This window comes from Leptolyngbya sp. AN10 (genome assembly GCF_050565645.1).
In the GTDB taxonomy this organism is placed as follows: Bacteria; Cyanobacteriota; Cyanobacteriia; order Leptolyngbyales; family Leptolyngbyaceae; genus Leptolyngbya.
The window spans coordinates 429,979-448,140 of sequence record NZ_JBNXVP010000001.1; the positions used below are offsets into that span (position 1 = coordinate 429,979).

Below are 18,162 nucleotides of genomic sequence, written 5' to 3' on the forward strand. Positions count from 1 at the left end.
CATTTAACAAAGCACAAGGAGCAATCTCTATGCGGTCTCGATTTATGCAGTTTTGCATCTTCACCCTTATCGGCTGCTGTTTAAGCGGATTGATTCAACTCAGCGCTCACTCGCAAGCCCCATCCAAAACAGCAAGCAGCTTCAATCAGCAAGGATTTCAAGCCTTAACTCGCGGCAATCCAACCGAAGCACTATCACTCTGGCGGCAGGCGACACATCAGTATGAGCAAGAGCAAAACCCAGAGGGCATTGCAGGCTCCCGACTCAATCAAGCTATTGCACTGCAAGTTCTCGGACTCAATCTACAAGCTTGTCAAACCATTGTCGGAACCCTTCGGTTTCCTAGTTGGCTTTGTGTATCTTCTCCACAGCTACAGGCAATTCCTTCCGATGCTTCAGAGCAATTGAGCCAGCAGCTTGCCAAACTGCCGCAAACCTCGACAAACCGCATCGGATTACGACTGATGGGAACAACGCTGCGTTCGCTCAGCAAACTTGCTGAATCGAAAAAAGTACTCGATCGTGCGGACCAGTTTGCTGTAGAAGCTCAAGATAAACCCGAACAAGCGCGACTCGCTTTATCTCGAGGGACAACCAATGCCTTGCTAAGCGATCAACTTCGCAACAATTTATTGCGGATTGACGATCCGATTCTACAAGAACAAGACATCGCTCGACTCAGCGAAGCAATTACAAACACTATTTCAGAGTATCAGCGAGCAATACGCCTTGCTGCATCTAAGCAAGACCCAGTGAGTGGGCAAGCCGCAATCAGCACCTTTAGCTTTGTGGTTGACTTGGGATACTGGCTGGAACATAGCGCTGAGCAGTGGGCGGTAACGCGATTAAACCCACAATTCACAAAAATTGTGACAAACCTCAAACCTACAATTCTGCCACTGCAATCTCAGTCGATAGACTATCCCTCAAAGATAGAAACCATTAGCAGTCAAATCAAGCTAGCTCAATCGCTGATTAAAAGCAAGCAGGTAAAACAGATCTCGACACTATGGCAAAGTACGGGTTCGACTGACGCACAAATTCAAAAGTTAATCGACCAATCCCTCACATCGGCAAAAGCAATTCAAAATCTCCGCTTTCAATCCTTGGCAGTCGGAACGCGAGGACTCGCAATCGAATCAGCCCAAAGACCGAACAGGCGGGCAATCCCGCACTATGAAGAAGCCATCACCCTTGCTCAGGCAGTGAACGCCCCCGATCTTGCTTATCAATGGCAACAGGAACTCGCACAACTGTATCGCGCTGAAAATCGCAACAATGATGCAGCAGCAGCGTATCGGTCAGCGATCGCAAATATCAACGAAATCCGCGCTAGCCTACTAGCCGTCAACCCTGAAATTCAGTTTAGCTTTAGGGAAAGAGTGGAGCCAGTCTATCGAGAATACATGGAGTTACTTTCCACCCAGCCCCAGCCAAACCTCCAGGAAATTGTTCAAGTGAATGAATCACTACAAATTAGCGAGTTGGAAAACTATCTAGGCTGTGGCAGAATTGCTGACATCACACCGATCGAACAAATCGTTTCGGGTTCAAATTCCCCGATCGTTGTTCATATTATTAACCTACCCGACACAATCAAAACAATTGTGCAGTCAGGTCCGTCTACATTTCACGAATACACCAGCAAAAATCCAGCCGCAACTAAACTAGCCGCTCAAAATCTAATCGTCAATCTTCAAGACCCTGGATTTAGAAATACGAACATCACTGAAGATGTCCTGCCTTATGCTCAAACCCTATATACCGAATTAATTAAACCCGCAAAAGATCAGAACGTTTTACCAGCCAACGGATCGCTCGTCTTTGTTCTCGACAGTTTGCTCCAAAATATTCCTATGGGGCTACTCCATGATGGCAGCCAGTTTTTGATCGAAAATTATCAAGTCTCACTGGCAATTGGCTCTCGGGTTCAAAAACCCGAACAGCTCAAATCCAACAATCTCCGCGCCTTGATTGCTGGGCTAAGCGAAACAAGTCCAAGTTTTCAAGATCCGCGTGCTCCTCGGGGACTGACAGCACTCCCTGAAGTTGAGTTTGAGATTAAGAATATTCGTCGATCTCTCAGCCGCAGCGTGGAACTTCTGAACGAACAATTCACAGCCAACCGACTGTTCTCAGAAGTGCAAAACGAGTATCCGATCGTACACATTACAACGCACGGACAGTTCAGCAGCGACCCAACCAAAACGGTCTTACTTGCCTGGGATAAAGTAATCGATGCGGCACAAATCAACCAGCTGGTTCGAACGTCTACTCAGACCGGTCAATCGGCAATTAACTTACTAGTTCTAAGTGCTTGCCAAACCGCTAAAGGAGATAGTCGCAGCACACTCGGAATTGCTGGACTTGCGGCTCAAGCCAGCGCTCGTAGTACGGTTGCAACACTGTGGTTAGTCGATGCAGACAGTACCGGAGTCTTAATGAGCGAATTTTATCAAGCCCTGAATGAAGGTTTGACAAAAACTCAGGCGCTCCAACGCGCTCAGGTGACACTGCTCAAGAGCGATGCCTTCGCTCACCCGTATTTCTGGTCTGGAATTGTTCTTGTTGGCAGCCCAGTCTGAGAAAATGTGATTGGAAGCATAAGTTTGCCGTTGAGACAAGTTTATGCTTCCAACTGAGTTTGGCAAACTTATGCTTCTAGTTTTTTGATCCTGCCATTAACAGCGATCTTACTTATCATAACCAGCACCGTATTTTTTGAACCCGGCACGCACAAGGAGTCAGGGTAATACCAATGGTTTGGTCAATAACAGTAGCAGATGAATAATTGATCTCGAAACTTTGATTCTTTTAGAATTTCAGTGCCTGCTTTAGCGACCAAAAGAATTAGAGGTTACGGCACCGTTCCGAACAACATTAACAACAGTGGAGGCAATCAGTGAAAATGACTGACCTCGTTTCGCCAACACCACAATACGATAAGCATTGCCGTATTCGAAAGGAGTTTCTGTAATCGGATACTCGGTTCGTGTCCCCAAAACAACACGCTCCCAGCTCATTCCTGGACCAGTCACGCGAACTAGATACGTATTCACAGATGGATAAGGCTCCCAGGCGATCCGAGGTCGCTTATCAGAAATCGTCGTTTGATTAGGTTCAAGAATTCGCAAATCTCCAACCGGGCCTTTCGCACGAAAGCACTGCTGTGAACGTCCAGGTACACAGGGTTCAGTCACAATCGTTTTGGAGCCTGCGGCACAAGTTTGACGATCGACCTGTGCGGTTCCCCGCAGTTCAATCTGAGATCGAGTTCGAAAACACAACAGCTTAACGTTGACCACTTTGGAAAGTTGATCTCCAGCACAAATAATTTGTCCGGAAGTAATTGACGTGCGCTGAGTCTGGTTCTGCCCGGTTCCAGACACAATTCTTCCAATCGGATTACAGGTTTGACGTACTTGCGACAATCCAACACTCGGAAAAGATAGTTCCAAAACACCAAAAAAGCTGGCAAGAAGGAGTGAGAAGCAAAAGTTCTTCATCTCTACCGACCTAGTAAAACAATAGTTTCAGTACTGACCGCAACCCTTTAGGAGTGTAAATTACAACGAACAAAAGATCCCTACTCCCTAAGTCAGAAACTTCGTTGCGAATCTAGCTACTTTGACTCAGTTAAGGTAACTTTTAATACTCTAAGTTACGGTTAAGTCAGCCCCATCACTAGAACAAGAGAATTGGAATTCTCAAATGCAGCAAAAAAAATTGGTGCCTTGAGATTTTATCAAGTTCCACTAGAGAAATCAAATTCCATAAGAGATCGCAGTAGGTCTAAAATATTGCGTTACAGAGCGACCGCTCTGAGCCTTGACCCGTGATCCGGAACCCGATGGATTACGAAGCAAAATTGCGCGACGGAACTTGTCAAAATTTTTAGCGCCGCGATAAGAAAGCTGTTCTCTCTTTTCCATGGGTCGCTCATCGCGAAACAGATTGCAAAGTCTTCAAATTGATACCGCAACTCCAAAAGTTTTTGAACTTGGTCTAGAAGAAATTACCTATTCTGATGTGCCTCAGGGAGTCATTGTGCAGTATAAATGTCCACTGACTAAAGACTAAATTCCTAACATTGCATTAAATACCAAACTGCATTTTGTAGTAGTTTGATCTGCCAAAAAGTCTCGCAGAAAAAATCATTCCTCATTATTACTCGAATCATGACTCCACAAGTGTTTCTTGCGCTGACACCTGCCGCACAAGCAACCTGGATTGGCGATCCAGCAAACTTTGAACAGCTCAAAGTGATGCACTCAAACCTGATTGAGAAATTAGAAAACGTGGGCATCAACATGACTCAGTTTAGCAACAGCCGCCTTGAACAACTCACTCAATCGCCTACAACCGCTGGGCTAGGATTGGGCGATGAAATTCGTGCTTACTTAAACAATCACACTTCGAATCTTTCTTAATTATGCACCTCGTTAAACTTCAATCCATGCTGCTTGCCGAAGTCGCAGACACAGTTCGACAACGCACAAACCGCCCGTTACATGCTGCCATCTCAGTTGCTCGAAAAATCAGAAAAAAGCCAGTTTTACCTTATGCAGACTATCTCCGGACTCTAGAACGCTTCAGTGTAGGAATCAATGAAATTTGCAGCTACTGGGATTATGAAGTTGCAATCTCCGAATTGAAATGTTGGGGATACACAATGAATATCATGAGATCAAGCTTTGATGCTTTACTCAACATAAACGGGACCTCGGTCAATGAATTGGCTCAATTTGGGCTTGCGATGGGAATTGAAGACCCCGAGGCATTTAGAATGATGTCGGAAGCTGATCTTTATGTGATGATGGCAAGACGGCTAGAGTTTGCTCGTCAGCAAGAGGCACTGCATTCTAACAAGTCTGCAGCAAAACCAGAGTGAAGGTTACTACAGCAATACACTCAAGATTGTAATCACCCTTGCGAAGGATTCAGATGCCGTCATGTCAGGTTAAGAGAAAGATTTAGCGCAAGGGAAACAAACAAAAAGTGAATTAGCACAATCCTACTGACATGAGCAAAATTGGACTGAGTTTATAAATCATTGAATCAAAAACTGAAGTTTTTCGACAGTCGTTCACAAGGATTTCCTAGCCCATTATCAACCAAACTATTCACAATGAGACCTTCCAACAATTCTCAATTTGATCAGTTACTAACGCGACTAATGAACTGGAGCGCTTGGGCAATTGTATTCATTTGCGTTATCCTCGGCTTATTATGCATCACTCAAGGACGCTCAGGGCTTCACTTTGCAGCTGCTTTTTTCGGATTTGCGGGCGCGGTTTGCCCAAAGCTGCAGATCCATTGGGCAGCACGACTTCTGATCGCAGGAATCTGCCTATTTCTTCTGTCATAATAACTGAATTTCAAAAGAATCTCGGCGGTTTAACGGCAATCCATACATACCGGTGGGGGTAGTATCAAGACTAGAGGGAACATCCTTTCGCAGTTTGGTAGCTTATTCATTCATCAAGTGATCAGCGAACTTGGCTACCCCGCCAAACTCAAACTGGTTGCCAGGTTACAGCTTGAAAAAATACGCCAAATAAAAAAACTCATTCGACTTGCCAAAACAACGGCTTGCTTAAATCCAAATTAAAATTTAGTTCAAACAAAATAACAGTCAACTTAGAACTCTGGGTAACAAACAATGCAAATGCGAACAGCGATCGTCGTTAGCCTATATACAGAAATATCCTGCGCCAACTTTAACGAAATTCAGCGAGGATTGCACCAGCTCTGTGGTCATGACGATCCAGTACACGACCTTCCACGACTCTCAAGAAACGTAAAGCCTTATCTTCTAGAACAGTTTCCCTGGCTCGCTGACATTAACCAGAATGATTTAGTAGGAGAAAAAGTCATCGATGGAATTAAGCAGATCGAGCAGACTTTTGGTGTAGTGCAGGAAGTTATTCCGATTCCATCGTCAGCAATTCTAGAATTCAGCCCGGAGGAGTCATTTCAGTTCGCTGTTCCTTCTCTAGTTCAATCCCAAGATCGATCACTGCCAGACTAAGATGCTTCACCATGCATCATTGCCAATATGAACTTGGAAGCAGGACTGATTCAAATAAATAGAGTACTAGACTCTAATGAGCCATTCAAACAGTAGAAATTTAGAAGCAACAGATCAGCTGGAACAGCAATCTGACGCAAATCAACTCGCTGCAGTCTCTTCTCGTTTTGAACGGGAACTCATGCATCGGTATCAATTTGTTGTTCAGATAACGCTGTCTAAACAACAAATTGAGTTCAAGCCTGAGGACTTTTATCAATAGCAAAGCCAACTTTTTGAATTTCTAGAAAACCACAATGAACGATGCTTTTTTGAAGATGGTGCTCAACAATAGTACCCCAGAAGAAATCGAAGCAGTCCAACGAGCAGAACGAGAAGGAACAATTTTTCATAGTCCTGACTTGGGACCGATCACAGACGTTGACGGGGATGCATTGATTCGCGAACAAATCTACATCAAACCAAACGGGCAGCGATTTCGAGTTTCAAATTGGCAGTTTGGCTGCGGCAATTTACTCGACACTTACTATTGGGTGTGGGGTATCGGCGACAACTTAAAAAATGAACGCATTACCGTTGAAGCCCAACATCACCGCAACGCCCCAAATTCTTATCCGTCTGGCTTAAGAAAAGCCTTCCGATTAGAAGAAATTCCCGACGAAACCATCCGACTCGAAATCTTGCGCCGGAGACTGCTGAAAATCAAGCGAACCGCAGCGAATAAGGTAGAGCAGCAAGACGAAACACAAATAAAGAAGTGTGAGTAAAACTCACACCGCAACTTTTGAACAGACCTTTGACTACAGTCATGAACAAAACAATTCTCCTCGCTTGCGTCAGTAAGAAAATTGTTCTTCCTCAAGATGCAAAGGTTGAAGCAAAAGCATTGTATTGCTCTACCTGGTTTCAGCTTGCTAAAGCATATGCAGAAAATCAGCGCTGCGACTGGTTTATCCTAAGTGCTAAACACGGGCTAATCAAGCCTGCAGACGCAATTACACCCTACAATCAGTCGCTGGTGAAACAAACTAAAACACATCGGATGGAGTGGGCAAAACGCGTTCATCAGCAAATTGTACAAACTGTTGCAAAGCATCAATTATTGGAAATTCTTGCTGGAATGCGTTACCGAGAATTCTTAGATCCCTTACTCACTAGATCTGGCTATAAAGTTATCGTTCCAATGAAAGGATTGGGAATCGGAGCACAGCAACGATGGTTAAAACTAAATAGCCAGGTCATTGTCCCTGAAAACAGCAAGTGACAAACGAGTTTAGACTGCATTTAGCTTTAGACATTAGTAAAATTATTATGCTCGATGAAGCCGAAATCAAATCCGGTCAGCCACACCATCTAGACTGGCTCTGTCAGCTAAAAGCCCAAGCGGAGTCCCTCGCCGATCGACTCGAGCAGATACAATCTCCTTACGCTCAGAGAATGGCTCATTGTGCAGATGTTGTAACCATACAGCAGTTTGCAAACGGATTCCAGCGCTTAAAGAACACTCAATTCTGTCGAGTCTTAGGATGTCCAGTTTGTGAGCATTTACGACGGCATATTGCTATTGGTAAACTTAAGCACATCTTGCACAAAGCAAAAAAGATAAGTTCCGCGAAGCTTCGTCTGATTTCATTTCCGCTTCCCCCCCACTTAATTGAAGACAGCGAGAGCTATCGAAACCTAGCTCAAACGGCATTAAAGCAGATTCGCAAACTAAAAATTTGGAAAGCACATGGATCGGTTTGCCTGTTAGAAGTTTCTACGATCGGAACACAAATCCTAGTGCAATACCACATCATAACAATCGTTCCTGCAAGCAGTTATGGGTGTCACTATATCAAGAAATCAGTGTTTCAAGAACTTTGGGAAACTCGTCTTCAGATGCAATGCCCTGAAATTCGTATTGTAAATGCATCCGCAGACTTTAAAGCCGATATCAAAGCTGTGCTGAGACAGGTTAATCACGCGGGCTATCTTCCCTTATCGCTGGCTGAAAATTCACAGTTAATCAGCATGATGAAAAGCTTCTTGTCCACCAGATTCTTCAACGCAAGTGGAATTTGCAAAGATTGGTTACGCCAAGTTGATGAAAAACCCAGTTACCCATCTACCTTGAAACGACTAGAATTGGCACAAACCATTGAGTATGCCTTTCTACCAAACCCTGCATCAGATTTGCACAAGGAAACTTATCTTACATTCACAGTACCTTCATTGTCTGCTGAGAATAACTAAAACAGCAGTGATTGCGAAAATTTGTGTTCTCCACTTACTTTCACTCACGCTGAACAGCTCGCGTGATTTAAAAATAAGAACGCTAGCAATTAGGATAAACAACCGACTGGTTGAAGTAAAATCGCCTACGAATCAAAAATAGCTTTTGTCTGAATCCTGTAGACCCATTTAGATAGAAAGTAATCCAATAGAGCAATGAGAATCAGCAAATGAATCAAGAGCGAATGATCAAGTTGGAATCTGGCTACTGTTTAGCTTGCCCGATCGAAAGCGGACACTATCTCAGAATTTTGGATGTAGAGGGAAGAGAGTATCTTCGACATGACCTAGCTGATAATCAAGAAAGCGCTGCCCATTTAATCCATTTCCTGATGAGTGAGCTAATGGATATCAGTAACGCGCAAATTCAACAAGCTCGCCGGGGTACATCCCAAATTGAATGGGACCGCTCTGCATTTTACGAGTTGCTCCCGCCAAATAGCGATTATCTGTATGCACGAGGTTGGTTTGAGCTAGAAGACTCGATCGCGCGTGAATTTGTGCTTGAGAATGCAGAAGGTAGAAATGAAGTTTGGCTTTACTGCGTCAATTTCTACCCTACTTCATCAAATATTGAGAAAATTAAAGTGGGTGCTAAGTCAGAGCTTTAAACAGCAACCTCAGAATCACATGAACCATTCAGTCACCCCAATCTGGAAAATAACCTAACAGTTACGACGTAAATTGACCGATCGCATTTTCTATAATCTATTCTCAGAAAGAGAAGCGCTTTCTCGCCTTGTTTGGATTGTGATAGATAAACACGACATTGACATCAAAGTGCGCGAGACCAGTTCCAACTGGCAGGGAGAAACGGTTCCTGTACATTCAGAGTCTGAGCTAGACAAAGAAATTTTAGGTGTCATTGCGACTGAAATCCTTCCAAACACGAAGAACTAAGACAACTGTTCCAAACGAATTAAAGCAGCCCAACACTCAGCCTGATAACCACCAAACTTCAAATCGCAAAGGAAAGTGAAGATGACTCATCCCAAAAACACCCCTCCTACACTCGCTCAATTTCTCGGTTTATCCGAGCCAGATGAGATTTTGACTGAAGCAATCTTGATTTCCCTCGAAACACTTGAACCACTTGCTTCGAGTAGTGTTTCAACCGTTAGCCAAATTGACGCTGGTAGCATTGCGCTACAGATTGCCACTGCCGATTCGACACTGAAACGATCATCGCTCAAGATCGCGATCGCACTTCTCAACCGCTTAGCAGAGGCAGGCTATATACCGGAAGCGACATCAGACGCAGTACCTCAATCCCAAGACCTCAAATTGTTACGACCCGATCTGACCCTCGATCAAATGGGGATAGAGCAACTGATCAATGTCATTCTTAACGCAAAAGAACCCGTTCGTAAAATTCAAGCTTGGCAATACTTTAACGCTCTTCCAGAAGTTATAAACGCGATTCAGAGATCTCCTGCACTCGCTCGCACTGTCAACGGAGAGTTAGACGTTGATGGAACGTTACATTATATTTTGACCCTGAATGATCCACTTGCTGAGATTCAAGTCCCCAAACGCAGCGAGGGAGAACGTTACATTCCACTTGCTGAAGCTTTCGGGGTCGAACTGCGACCGTATATTAGTCCATTGACCGGGAAACCTCTGCGGGGAGCAGACCGACTAGGAATTGAATGGGTAAAAGTAATTGATCCAGCAATCCACAAAGCCGCCATCTGGGGAATATGGAGCCGCAACCCCCTACACCCCGGACTAGATTATGACGCAGCAATGCAACTCAAAACCGACTGGAAAGACACGGTTTGGCAACAACTAAAGCATGAGTACGAAGCCGCGATCGATGCGGGGAATTGGCTTGCGAAAAACATTGATATCTATGCTGATCAAGCCAACCCCCTGCTGAGAAAACTACCCTTTGAGGAAGAACAAAAAGGAAGCCGTTCTGCTATATCAGTTCCTTTTATCGACGCTGAAAGCCCGACTAATTTGGGTGATCGAAATCAGGAATATCAAATTCTTCAACAGAAGCTTACAGCGCTAAGACGCGCTCATGCAATCGAGACCAGTGCTTCTGTAAAATTTCAGTTACAGCATCAGATTTCACAAACTCAAGCAGCAATCAGTGAACTTGAGCAATGGGCAAAAACCTAAGCTTCTCTTAAAGACAACTCAAGCACAGACTCTGACAATCCTCTATTCGCTAACAAGGACGCTTTATGAAGTACGCAATTATTCATCGCAATGGAAAGTGGTATGCAGGCGAACAGGCAGGTCAACCGCTTTGGGGAACGATCGATCAAGCCGTTACCTTTTCTGAGCAGCAAATCGAAACCGAGATCGAATCAGGAAAGGCAACCAAAACATTAATGGCAGTTATCGATGCAGCCGATACACTTTGGGTCCCGCATCCTCACTATCGAGTTATAAACATTAACACCAATGGATATGAAATACTAGAAACCTGTTCAGGAGAAAGAATGGTCGGCGATCAATTGTTTGTTGCCCAAGACCCATAGCGCTTCAGGCAACCGAGCGTAAGTCGTTTCGACTCCGACGGAAAAACGAGTCTGTTCCTTACTCAAAACAACCATCTTCGGTGAACTTGCTTTGAATTAAGCTTGAATTTCTTCAGAATGAAACCCCAAAGCGAAAAAAAGTTCAATGGAGAATAGCCACAAGAAAAAGGAAACAAAAGTTTCCTTTTTTTATGAAGAACATGGGACAAAGCCTGCTAAAGGAATAGAAAACCGGAACATACTTCCACGCTCTAAATCGCTTTCCACTTCAACTTGACCTCCCTGCAAGACTACTAGACGTTGAACAACCGCAAGTCCAATACCGCTGCCTCTAGAAGTCAGGCGACGAGCGCGGGGCGATCGCCAAAATGGTTCGAAGATACAAGTTAGCTCATCTGGTGCAATACCAATTCCGGTATCCGTAACCGAAACCCACAGATAGCGCCCCTCAGCCCAGACTCGAACATCAACAGTTCCATCTGGGGCATAGCGAATTGCATTACTGATTAGGTTAGTTAAAATTTGTCTGACCCAATCTGGATCAGAAAATGCGTTAGGCAAATCTGGTAAACAGTTCATGCGAACTTGGCACGAAGACTTAAAGATTTCAGATATAATTTCAATTCGAGACTCTTGTAGCAACTGCTGAATAGAGAAAGACTGACGGTTCATCGATAGGCAACCACGCTCAACCGCTGTCAGCGACTGCATATCTTCTATAAATCGAGTAAGAAGTTCTGTTTGCCGAACCAACTTATCGTACAGATCTATCGTTGGAGTACGTCGGTTCTTCTGAAGCATTTCTAGATCGCACTTTAACACAGTGACTGGCGTACAGAGTTCATGCATCAAAGCGTCGATCACCGCATAATGCTGTTTCTCAGCTTTATGTAGACGCTGTGCAAGAAGATTGAAGGATAAACATAAACGATTGAACTCAGGGGGTTGTTCTGATTCACAAAGCGGTGAAAACTCGCCAATTTGCTCGAATCTTTCCAGTGTCTTCACGAGTTTCTTCAAAGGTCTCACAATCAGTGCTTGCGTTAAAGCCCTTATTAGCAAAACGCTGACCCCCCACCCACCTAACACTGCAAACGCGAGCACAGAAGCATTACCATCAAGGTTATAGAACACAAATACCGGCAGTAGCAGCAAACCAACTGCGAGCAAGTAAATACCCAAAAGTTGAGTTTGTAAGTTTGTAGTTTGACGAAATTGATCAAGCAGATTCATCTTTTTCATGGTTCAGATGCTAACTAAATTGAATTTGATGCCTAGTATTCAAAGCAAAATAACTCTACATCTTCTAAAATGACAATCACCACTTGAAGACAGTCTTGTCCGAGTAGGAATGACTAGAACTGACAGAAAAACAAAGTTCAAACTCGTCGCAATTTGCGAAAGGGGTTCCCGAAGCGCTTGATAAACACAATTCACACTACACAGAAATTGCTTTTCGTCGAATTGCAGTCAAACGCTCCAGCAATGCTCATAATACACGTTCACAAAAACCTAGAGCTATTGCTGCCTAAGTCGCAGCAACATCAGTTATAACTAATGCTACTAATGCTTAACGCAATTTATGTAATGTAGTAGAACACAAGCTTAATTCAAATTTCTCACTCTTTGGAGTGAATTTATCCCAAGATAACGTCTTGAGTTAGAATGCACCCACTAAGATTTTATAATTCGATACTAACTTCGAAGTCTGGCAACCATTTCTACTGCCTCAGATAAATGCTTAGAGAAAAAGCAGTTCAGACCAGGCAGTTGTCTTAATTCGCACCGAGACTTTTGAGCAATTCGATTTAGCGGATTGCAACGCCTCAATTCAACCCTGCGCCGAGTACTCCGTTTCGGATGTTTTAATGAGTTGCTGATCGCGTCCACTTCTCAAGATTTCAAGTTTATCCTTTTCTTCGATAGTGCATTTCTTAGTAAGGGCGTTTGTCTCTCAATACAAATGAACTGGTTAAGTCTTAGTTTGAGACACATTAATGCTTCAGGCTTAACTCGATCGCTAAATGAATTGAAATCGTCAGCACACAACACACTGGACAGCGTGTTGTGTGTATGAATCAATATAATTCGTGCAGAGTTGCATGAGATCTAGCTTGATAGAGACAAAGAACCGCAGACTCTTAATATTCCTCCAGGACTGAAAAGCTGACACCAGCTCCTTAAAACGAGACAAATAGCAACTTAAAGTACATCTGGTGAAATAGGCTCCCTACAGATAACTGTCTGTCACAAAACCTCGCTCAACCCATCACAGAAATACTATGATCCCGCGATTTCCGTTACTCCCTCATTCTTTACCCTGGAAGCCACCCCTCGATCGCTCGCTGTTAAGATTGGGACTATTATTTGAAATTCCATTTCCACAAAACTCAGAACGTACAGCAAGTTTCCGGTTGTCCCACTTCAAAATAGCTGCGAATGCCCATACTTTTCATTCAAAGCACGCCCATCCTTTGGAGGCAAATTTCGTGAGTGGCTCTGGTATTTGTGGGTGCTTTATCCCAATGAAAGAGTTTTGCCAAACCGCAACAATCACCGGATACTATCCACATCACAGCAACGACCAGCGGGAAGAACAATATCAAATTCAAGCTCAGTATGAGAAAGAGCATGGACTTCCGCCAATTGCAGAAGAATGCTTGCAGGCAATCGCATGGGAAGGCTGGTTTTCGCTTGATGAACTCCGCTACGGACTTTTAGCAACCCCAGCAGTCCCGATCAAGGAAGCAAAAAGGCAGCTTATAGAAAGAGGAGCAACCTACATTCAAGCCAGAGGACAGTTTATCAAAATTGACGAATGGCAACCCTACGGGGCAGAAAAAAAATTATTTCTGTATGAGGTTAATGGAGACTGCATTATCGAACACCTCAATCCACAAAGTCGATTAGCAAACAGTGGAATTCAAGCAGGTGCATGGTCATGGTCAAAAACTGAACGATGGAACCGCCGCCCTCAAGCCAAAAGACTCCAGATCCGTAGGGAAGCCGACCGTTGGGGATATGAAACCAGAACCTTCTTCCTAGATGGGATAAAGATTGGCGAGTGGACCTGCCTGAGATCAATACAAGAGCAGCTAGGAGGTCAATGGAAAGGTAACGAGCTATGCCAAGACTTGGGTCTGAGTGACCGTTGTGGTGGCTATAGTTTTGACTGCCAATCTCAACTGGTAAGAGACATAGCACCCTATAAAATCTTTAGCCCTCATGAAGAAAACCCCAACCAAAAAGGTTAATCTTCGAAAATGAGTTTTGGAGCAATCATTAGTGTTCCACACTGAAGAGAAAGTCGATCTCGATCATGCTGAACGTTTATCGAGATCGATCGGTATGTCTACGCCAAATCAAAGCAACGATTACTCAAAATGAAGTTACAGAAGGAACAGCTCGATCCGTGAATCAAAACATTATGCGGTATTAAAAAATGAACACACAAACCTTCAATTCCGCAATATTCGATCGCGCACTGATCAAGCACACAATGCACCAGATCGAAGCGCTGCAGAAGCCGCCACGAAAATTTAATATTCACTTTCAACTTGACCCTTATCTTGAAACAACGCCGATTTGCGGCGAGAGTTATCAAGCGTGGATTGATCAAACCCTACCTTGGACAAAAGAGTTAGTCGCGATTGAGTTCCATGAAGACAAAACAATTTCATATAATGCAAATGATGACGCATTAGGGGCACTGAATTTTGGACCTGAGATGACAGTTCTCAAACGCACCCTACCGGTTGGCGAATCCTTGAAATGCATAAGCGAAATGGACGACGGGCGCACCTATTATGGGTTCGTCAACTTCGATCGCCCCGTGGGGATCCCGCTCCTATTTAATCCAAACACCGGAACGCCCTGGATGAGTCTGACTCCTTCCGAAATTTGTACCTGTCGTCGAGGCATTGAACTTGCCTCTGGGCGAGTCTTAATCGGGGGACTCGGACTCGGTTGGATGGTGCGAGAAATTGCCCGTAAACCCGAAGTTACTGAGATCGTCGTCGTGGAGAAAGATCCGGGGGTTGCCACGATGATTGGTGAACTGACTGTCAGAGATTGCCTAAAACCTATCCAGATTATCAACGACGATTTGTGGATATACCTTACCTCAACCAAAGAAGAATTTGACTACTACAGCTTTGATATCTGGCTGAAGCAAAGCGACTCCCGCCACGACTCGCGATGCAAAAAAGCGCGAAAAAAACTCAAAGGTCAAGAAAAAACCGTTTGGGCGTGGGGAGATCGATTACCGCTTCAAAAACTCTAGGCAAAAGCTGATTCTAGCGATTCTTCAGTCTAAGGGTCACATCCTGCCAAAATCATCGCTAACTATCAATTGAAGTGATTCTCAGAAGCACAATCTTACCTGTACTTCCCCGTTTCAACAATCCGCCTAAACATTCATTTTGGCACTTCTCTAGAAACTTATGGCAGTTTATGTTGATTCACTCTTTACAACGGTCGCGTTTATGACTACATCGAGGATAAAACAGTCGAGCAGATTTATGCTTGGCAAGCCGCAAATGTTTTAGTCAAACACGGTCAGGAACTTCCACCAGACAAATATGGGTAAAAACTCGAAGTGGCTAAATAGTATTGAAGACAAAAGCTAAGGAACAATCCATCAAAACACTTGATCAACCTGGCACACCGTTTTTCAAATACGCTGTAGAGCAAATTGGAGAGAAAGAACTCACATACCTTTAGATAGAAAACTTTCTCGATCAGGTGAAACCCCAATTTTTGCCCAAACTCCGAGAGGGTTGTATGCTTCAAGTATTTCTGAAAAAAGTTAATCTCTGATTGCGACTCTAGCCCTCGCTAACAAAGTTTAGTCTTGGAGTATCAGTTCGTGTTGATTTTGTTCAACCAGTCGCTTGAGAATTGCGACGCTACCATCAGGAAGAAGGCGGACCGTCGGAAAAAAGTTTCCAGACCGTGTGTACTCAAATGCCTGATGTTGCATCTTTGGTAATAGCAACCCTTGAGCCAGTACAGGAACGGCAAACCTGGGAAACAACAACTTGGGTGCAATAAAGCTGTCACAGTCCCAATTTAACACCCCAAACCCTTTTGGCAGAGGCACTTGGCGCTTTCGCTCCCAATCCCAATATAACTGAATACTATTGAGTGTCATAATCCCTGACATCTGACTTAGAAGATGCCCAACCCCCGGAGGAATGGGCAGTGACCGTTTCGCGTCTGGGTAGGCTTCTACCACTTTGTAATTGCCAAACGTAGGCGAATCCGCACGGCAATCGACTAGTTCTACCTTGACCGGGCGATCGTCAGACCCTGAACGAGCCACAAAGCACAACTGATCACCAGCATTTGGATGTAATGCCCAGACCGGGTAGGAGTCTGCCACACCACCGCCGTCGCGCCATACGATCGTAGGTGTGGCAGTAAGCGGCAATGTTACTCCTGATTCATCTTGATCGCCCGTGAGATAAATTGGGTTATCAATCCATTCTGTTCCCAGAATTTCGCCTTTGCAACGGTCTGAAAAATCAAAGGTTTCAATCTTCATCTTATTCTCCAAAAAACTTCACTCGATGTGTGGAGTGAAAAGACAACGTTTACAGAACACCGCCCGGATAGCTACTCAGTAGATAGACACATCAAATCTACTGAGTAGTTTCTACAACAAACTAGCGTGCGGGTAAAACACTAACCTTGAATAACGGTTACAACTACGCCAGCCTTAGATGAATCTTGCGTTGCTTGTTCGAGTTCAACTGCATTTTGTGCCAGCATGAACTGCTTCCAGACTGTTGCTCTTGCAGACCCTTCAAGTTTTCCGCCGTTTCCAGAGCTTCCGCCAGAGCCTCCGCCCCTGCCAACAGAAATCCCAGCCACAAGACTCGAGGCTCCATCTCCGAGCAATGCAGCACCGACCATCAGACAGCCACCGATCGCAATGAAAAGAGGCATGATACGCTTGGACATAACAACTCCTTAGATTTTAAACGTTAAAGATCAAACACACTGTTTGGCTATGCACCATGACAAACACTTTTGAAACCGCTATTCAGATCAGAAATCAGGGGCTTAGTGCTAAGTCCGAGAGCAATAGTAAGCCATTTCTAGAAGAGGCACTCATCCTGTTTCAGCAGGCGGTAAACGAAAAGCCTGATGATGCTGAGTACGTTTTCTACTTGGCAATGTCCCTTGATATCCTCGATTTGGAACAGGAAGCAATCCCACTCTATCATCGTGCAATCGGACTAGAATTACCCTTAGATCAACAGCTTGAAGCCACTCTGTATCTTGCCAGCAGCTACTTCAACATAGGTCATTTAGACGAGGCAGAAAAGCACCTGGTAAAGGCAGAATGTCTGCTCGACAAAGGAGCAATAGACAAACATGAAGCGTTTTACGACATTGCCAGCAAAATCCGCAACAGGGGAGTACAAACAAAGATAGATGTTTCATGATTATTCATCCTTAAACAGTACTATGCTCTCCAAGGCGTTAATTTCGTCCTGGGTGAGTTTTTGATACTGACCTTGAAGAATCTGTAGCCACATATCTTCGTAAGTAATCCCCCGCTTTGCAGCAAGATACCGAACCCGTTTCTCAATGATCAATTCACGCTCTTTTAATTTGGCACGCAGAAGTGAGGCTGCCTGAACAGGCTCAGAATTTCCGGTGATAGCACTATCGACCCTAAGCAGGTCTTCATACCATTCGCCGAGAGAGGGAATTCTCAAGCGATCGTCTTTTGCCATATTTTGAGTGTGGTCACTGATCATTGAAATTTTCGCCGTAAAATCAGCATATTTCAATCATAGTACAAACAATCTGATTTTGTCCAAATTTGTCCCATTTTCGTCCCGAATTCGTACAAATTGAGCAAACATGAAACAGAGTCTACGTTTCAGTACTTCGATCTATACCTACTGACAAAGAATTTCACACTACTAACAAGGAATTTCAAAATTGAGAACGACCGAACGTTTTCCATCATGAAGTGTTCACGTAGCGCTAAATAGCCACTTAAGCTGATCGCGAACCAACATAGAACGAGAGCGAACAACCTAACAGCTACCGCTGTTGAAGGCATACTAATTTGACTATCTTAAAAATGCCTCATAGAAAAGCTCCCTAGATCGAGATAATCGCACAACTTCATAGAACTCAATACACACCGCCGCCTTGCTAAAAGATCCACAAACAGCGATCGCAACCAATGTAATGCCCGAAACATTCGATCCGATCCCCAAAATTATCCTCAACCAGGAATCAATTACGCTCACCCTGAGGTTCAATATGCGCTCAAGAAGTTCCAGCGAACAACAAAAAGCGACCTAGAATGCCGAGGCAACCTCACTCCAGCTTCAAACGTCT

At 44.2% G+C, this 18,162-nt stretch carries 18 protein-coding genes; 13 read left to right on the forward strand and 5 right to left on the reverse strand.

What is annotated here, in order from left to right; all coding sequences use genetic code 11:
* Window positions 1-29: 29 nt before the first annotated feature.
* Window positions 30-2,585, forward strand: a complete 2,556-nt coding sequence (locus ACQ4M5_RS02180; RefSeq protein ID WP_430673970.1) for a CHAT domain-containing protein — start codon at window positions 30-32, stop codon at window positions 2,583-2,585.
* A gap of 249 nt (window positions 2,586-2,834) precedes the next feature.
* Here ACQ4M5_RS02180 and ACQ4M5_RS02185 read toward each other — a convergent pair whose 3' ends face one another.
* Complete coding sequence (locus ACQ4M5_RS02185; RefSeq protein WP_430673971.1) at window positions 2,835-3,506, reverse strand: hypothetical protein; 672 nt, start codon at window positions 3,504-3,506, stop codon at window positions 2,835-2,837.
* A gap of 672 nt (window positions 3,507-4,178) precedes the next feature.
* On the opposite strand from ACQ4M5_RS02185, the gene ACQ4M5_RS02190 reads away from it, so the two are divergent.
* From ACQ4M5_RS02190 to ACQ4M5_RS02230, 9 genes are all read left to right on the forward strand, one after another.
* Entirely contained in the window at window positions 4,179-4,430 is a 252-nt protein-coding gene (locus ACQ4M5_RS02190; protein WP_430673972.1) for a hypothetical protein, read from the forward strand.
* 26 nt (window positions 4,431-4,456) lie between these two features.
* Complete coding sequence (locus ACQ4M5_RS02195) at window positions 4,457-4,891, forward strand: hypothetical protein (RefSeq protein ID WP_430673973.1); 435 nt, start codon at window positions 4,457-4,459, stop codon at window positions 4,889-4,891.
* A 771-nt stretch (window positions 4,892-5,662) separates the two neighbouring features.
* Window positions 5,663-6,031, forward strand: coding sequence for a hypothetical protein (locus tag ACQ4M5_RS02200; RefSeq protein ID WP_430673974.1), 369 nt, complete (start codon window positions 5,663-5,665; stop codon window positions 6,029-6,031).
* A 296-nt stretch (window positions 6,032-6,327) separates the two neighbouring features.
* Entirely contained in the window at window positions 6,328-6,798 is a 471-nt protein-coding gene (locus ACQ4M5_RS02205) for a hypothetical protein (protein WP_430673975.1), read from the forward strand.
* A gap of 41 nt (window positions 6,799-6,839) precedes the next feature.
* The gene (locus tag ACQ4M5_RS02210) at window positions 6,840-7,295 is read left to right on the forward strand and encodes a DUF6884 domain-containing protein (RefSeq protein WP_430673976.1); all 456 of its coding nucleotides are present in this window, start codon (window positions 6,840-6,842) and stop codon (window positions 7,293-7,295) included.
* The gene (locus ACQ4M5_RS02215; RefSeq protein ID WP_430673977.1) at window positions 7,292-8,266 is read left to right on the forward strand and encodes a protein rep; all 975 of its coding nucleotides are present in this window, start codon (window positions 7,292-7,294) and stop codon (window positions 8,264-8,266) included. The genes ACQ4M5_RS02210 and ACQ4M5_RS02215 overlap by 4 nt, the downstream gene beginning before the upstream one ends.
* A gap of 209 nt (window positions 8,267-8,475) precedes the next feature.
* Window positions 8,476-8,916, forward strand: a complete 441-nt coding sequence (locus tag ACQ4M5_RS02220) for a hypothetical protein (protein WP_430673978.1) — start codon at window positions 8,476-8,478, stop codon at window positions 8,914-8,916.
* Window positions 8,917-9,286: 370 nt separating this feature from the next.
* Window positions 9,287-10,432, forward strand: a complete 1,146-nt coding sequence (locus ACQ4M5_RS02225) for a hypothetical protein (RefSeq protein ID WP_430673979.1) — start codon at window positions 9,287-9,289, stop codon at window positions 10,430-10,432.
* A 65-nt stretch (window positions 10,433-10,497) separates the two neighbouring features.
* Entirely contained in the window at window positions 10,498-10,797 is a 300-nt protein-coding gene (locus ACQ4M5_RS02230) for a hypothetical protein (protein ID WP_430673980.1), read from the forward strand.
* Between the two features lie 189 nt (window positions 10,798-10,986).
* Here ACQ4M5_RS02230 and ACQ4M5_RS02235 read toward each other — a convergent pair whose 3' ends face one another.
* Window positions 10,987-12,039, reverse strand: coding sequence for a HAMP domain-containing sensor histidine kinase (locus tag ACQ4M5_RS02235; RefSeq protein WP_430673981.1), 1,053 nt, complete (start codon window positions 12,037-12,039; stop codon window positions 10,987-10,989).
* A 1,112-nt stretch (window positions 12,040-13,151) separates the two neighbouring features.
* Between ACQ4M5_RS02235 and ACQ4M5_RS02240 the strand changes: the two genes are divergently transcribed.
* Both ACQ4M5_RS02240 and ACQ4M5_RS02245 read left to right on the forward strand, forming a co-directional pair.
* Window positions 13,152-14,051 carry a hypothetical protein gene (locus tag ACQ4M5_RS02240; protein ID WP_430673982.1) on the forward strand — a complete coding sequence of 300 codons (900 nt, stop codon included), beginning with the start codon at window positions 13,152-13,154 and terminating at the stop codon, window positions 14,049-14,051.
* A 188-nt stretch (window positions 14,052-14,239) separates the two neighbouring features.
* Window positions 14,240-15,079, forward strand: coding sequence for a hypothetical protein (locus ACQ4M5_RS02245; RefSeq protein ID WP_430673983.1), 840 nt, complete (start codon window positions 14,240-14,242; stop codon window positions 15,077-15,079).
* A 564-nt stretch (window positions 15,080-15,643) separates the two neighbouring features.
* On the opposite strand, the gene ACQ4M5_RS02250 is transcribed toward ACQ4M5_RS02245, so the two are convergent.
* Together ACQ4M5_RS02250 and ACQ4M5_RS02255 are read right to left on the reverse strand one after the other, a co-directional pair.
* Window positions 15,644-16,342 (reverse strand): hypothetical protein, encoded by a 699-nt coding sequence (locus ACQ4M5_RS02250; RefSeq protein WP_430673984.1) that lies wholly within the window; start codon window positions 16,340-16,342, stop codon window positions 15,644-15,646.
* 140 nt (window positions 16,343-16,482) lie between these two features.
* Entirely contained in the window at window positions 16,483-16,761 is a 279-nt protein-coding gene (locus ACQ4M5_RS02255; protein ID WP_430673985.1) for a hypothetical protein, read from the reverse strand.
* A 56-nt stretch (window positions 16,762-16,817) separates the two neighbouring features.
* Here ACQ4M5_RS02255 and ACQ4M5_RS02260 point away from each other — a divergent pair, with 56 nt between their 5' ends.
* Window positions 16,818-17,249 carry a tetratricopeptide repeat protein gene (locus ACQ4M5_RS02260; protein WP_430673986.1) on the forward strand — a complete coding sequence of 144 codons (432 nt, stop codon included), beginning with the start codon at window positions 16,818-16,820 and terminating at the stop codon, window positions 17,247-17,249.
* Here the strand turns inward: ACQ4M5_RS02260 and ACQ4M5_RS02265 are convergent, their stop codons facing one another.
* Window positions 17,250-17,567 (reverse strand): hypothetical protein, encoded by a 318-nt coding sequence (locus ACQ4M5_RS02265; protein ID WP_430673987.1) that lies wholly within the window; start codon window positions 17,565-17,567, stop codon window positions 17,250-17,252. It lies immediately after the preceding gene.
* Between the last annotated feature and the right edge of the window lie 595 nt (window positions 17,568-18,162).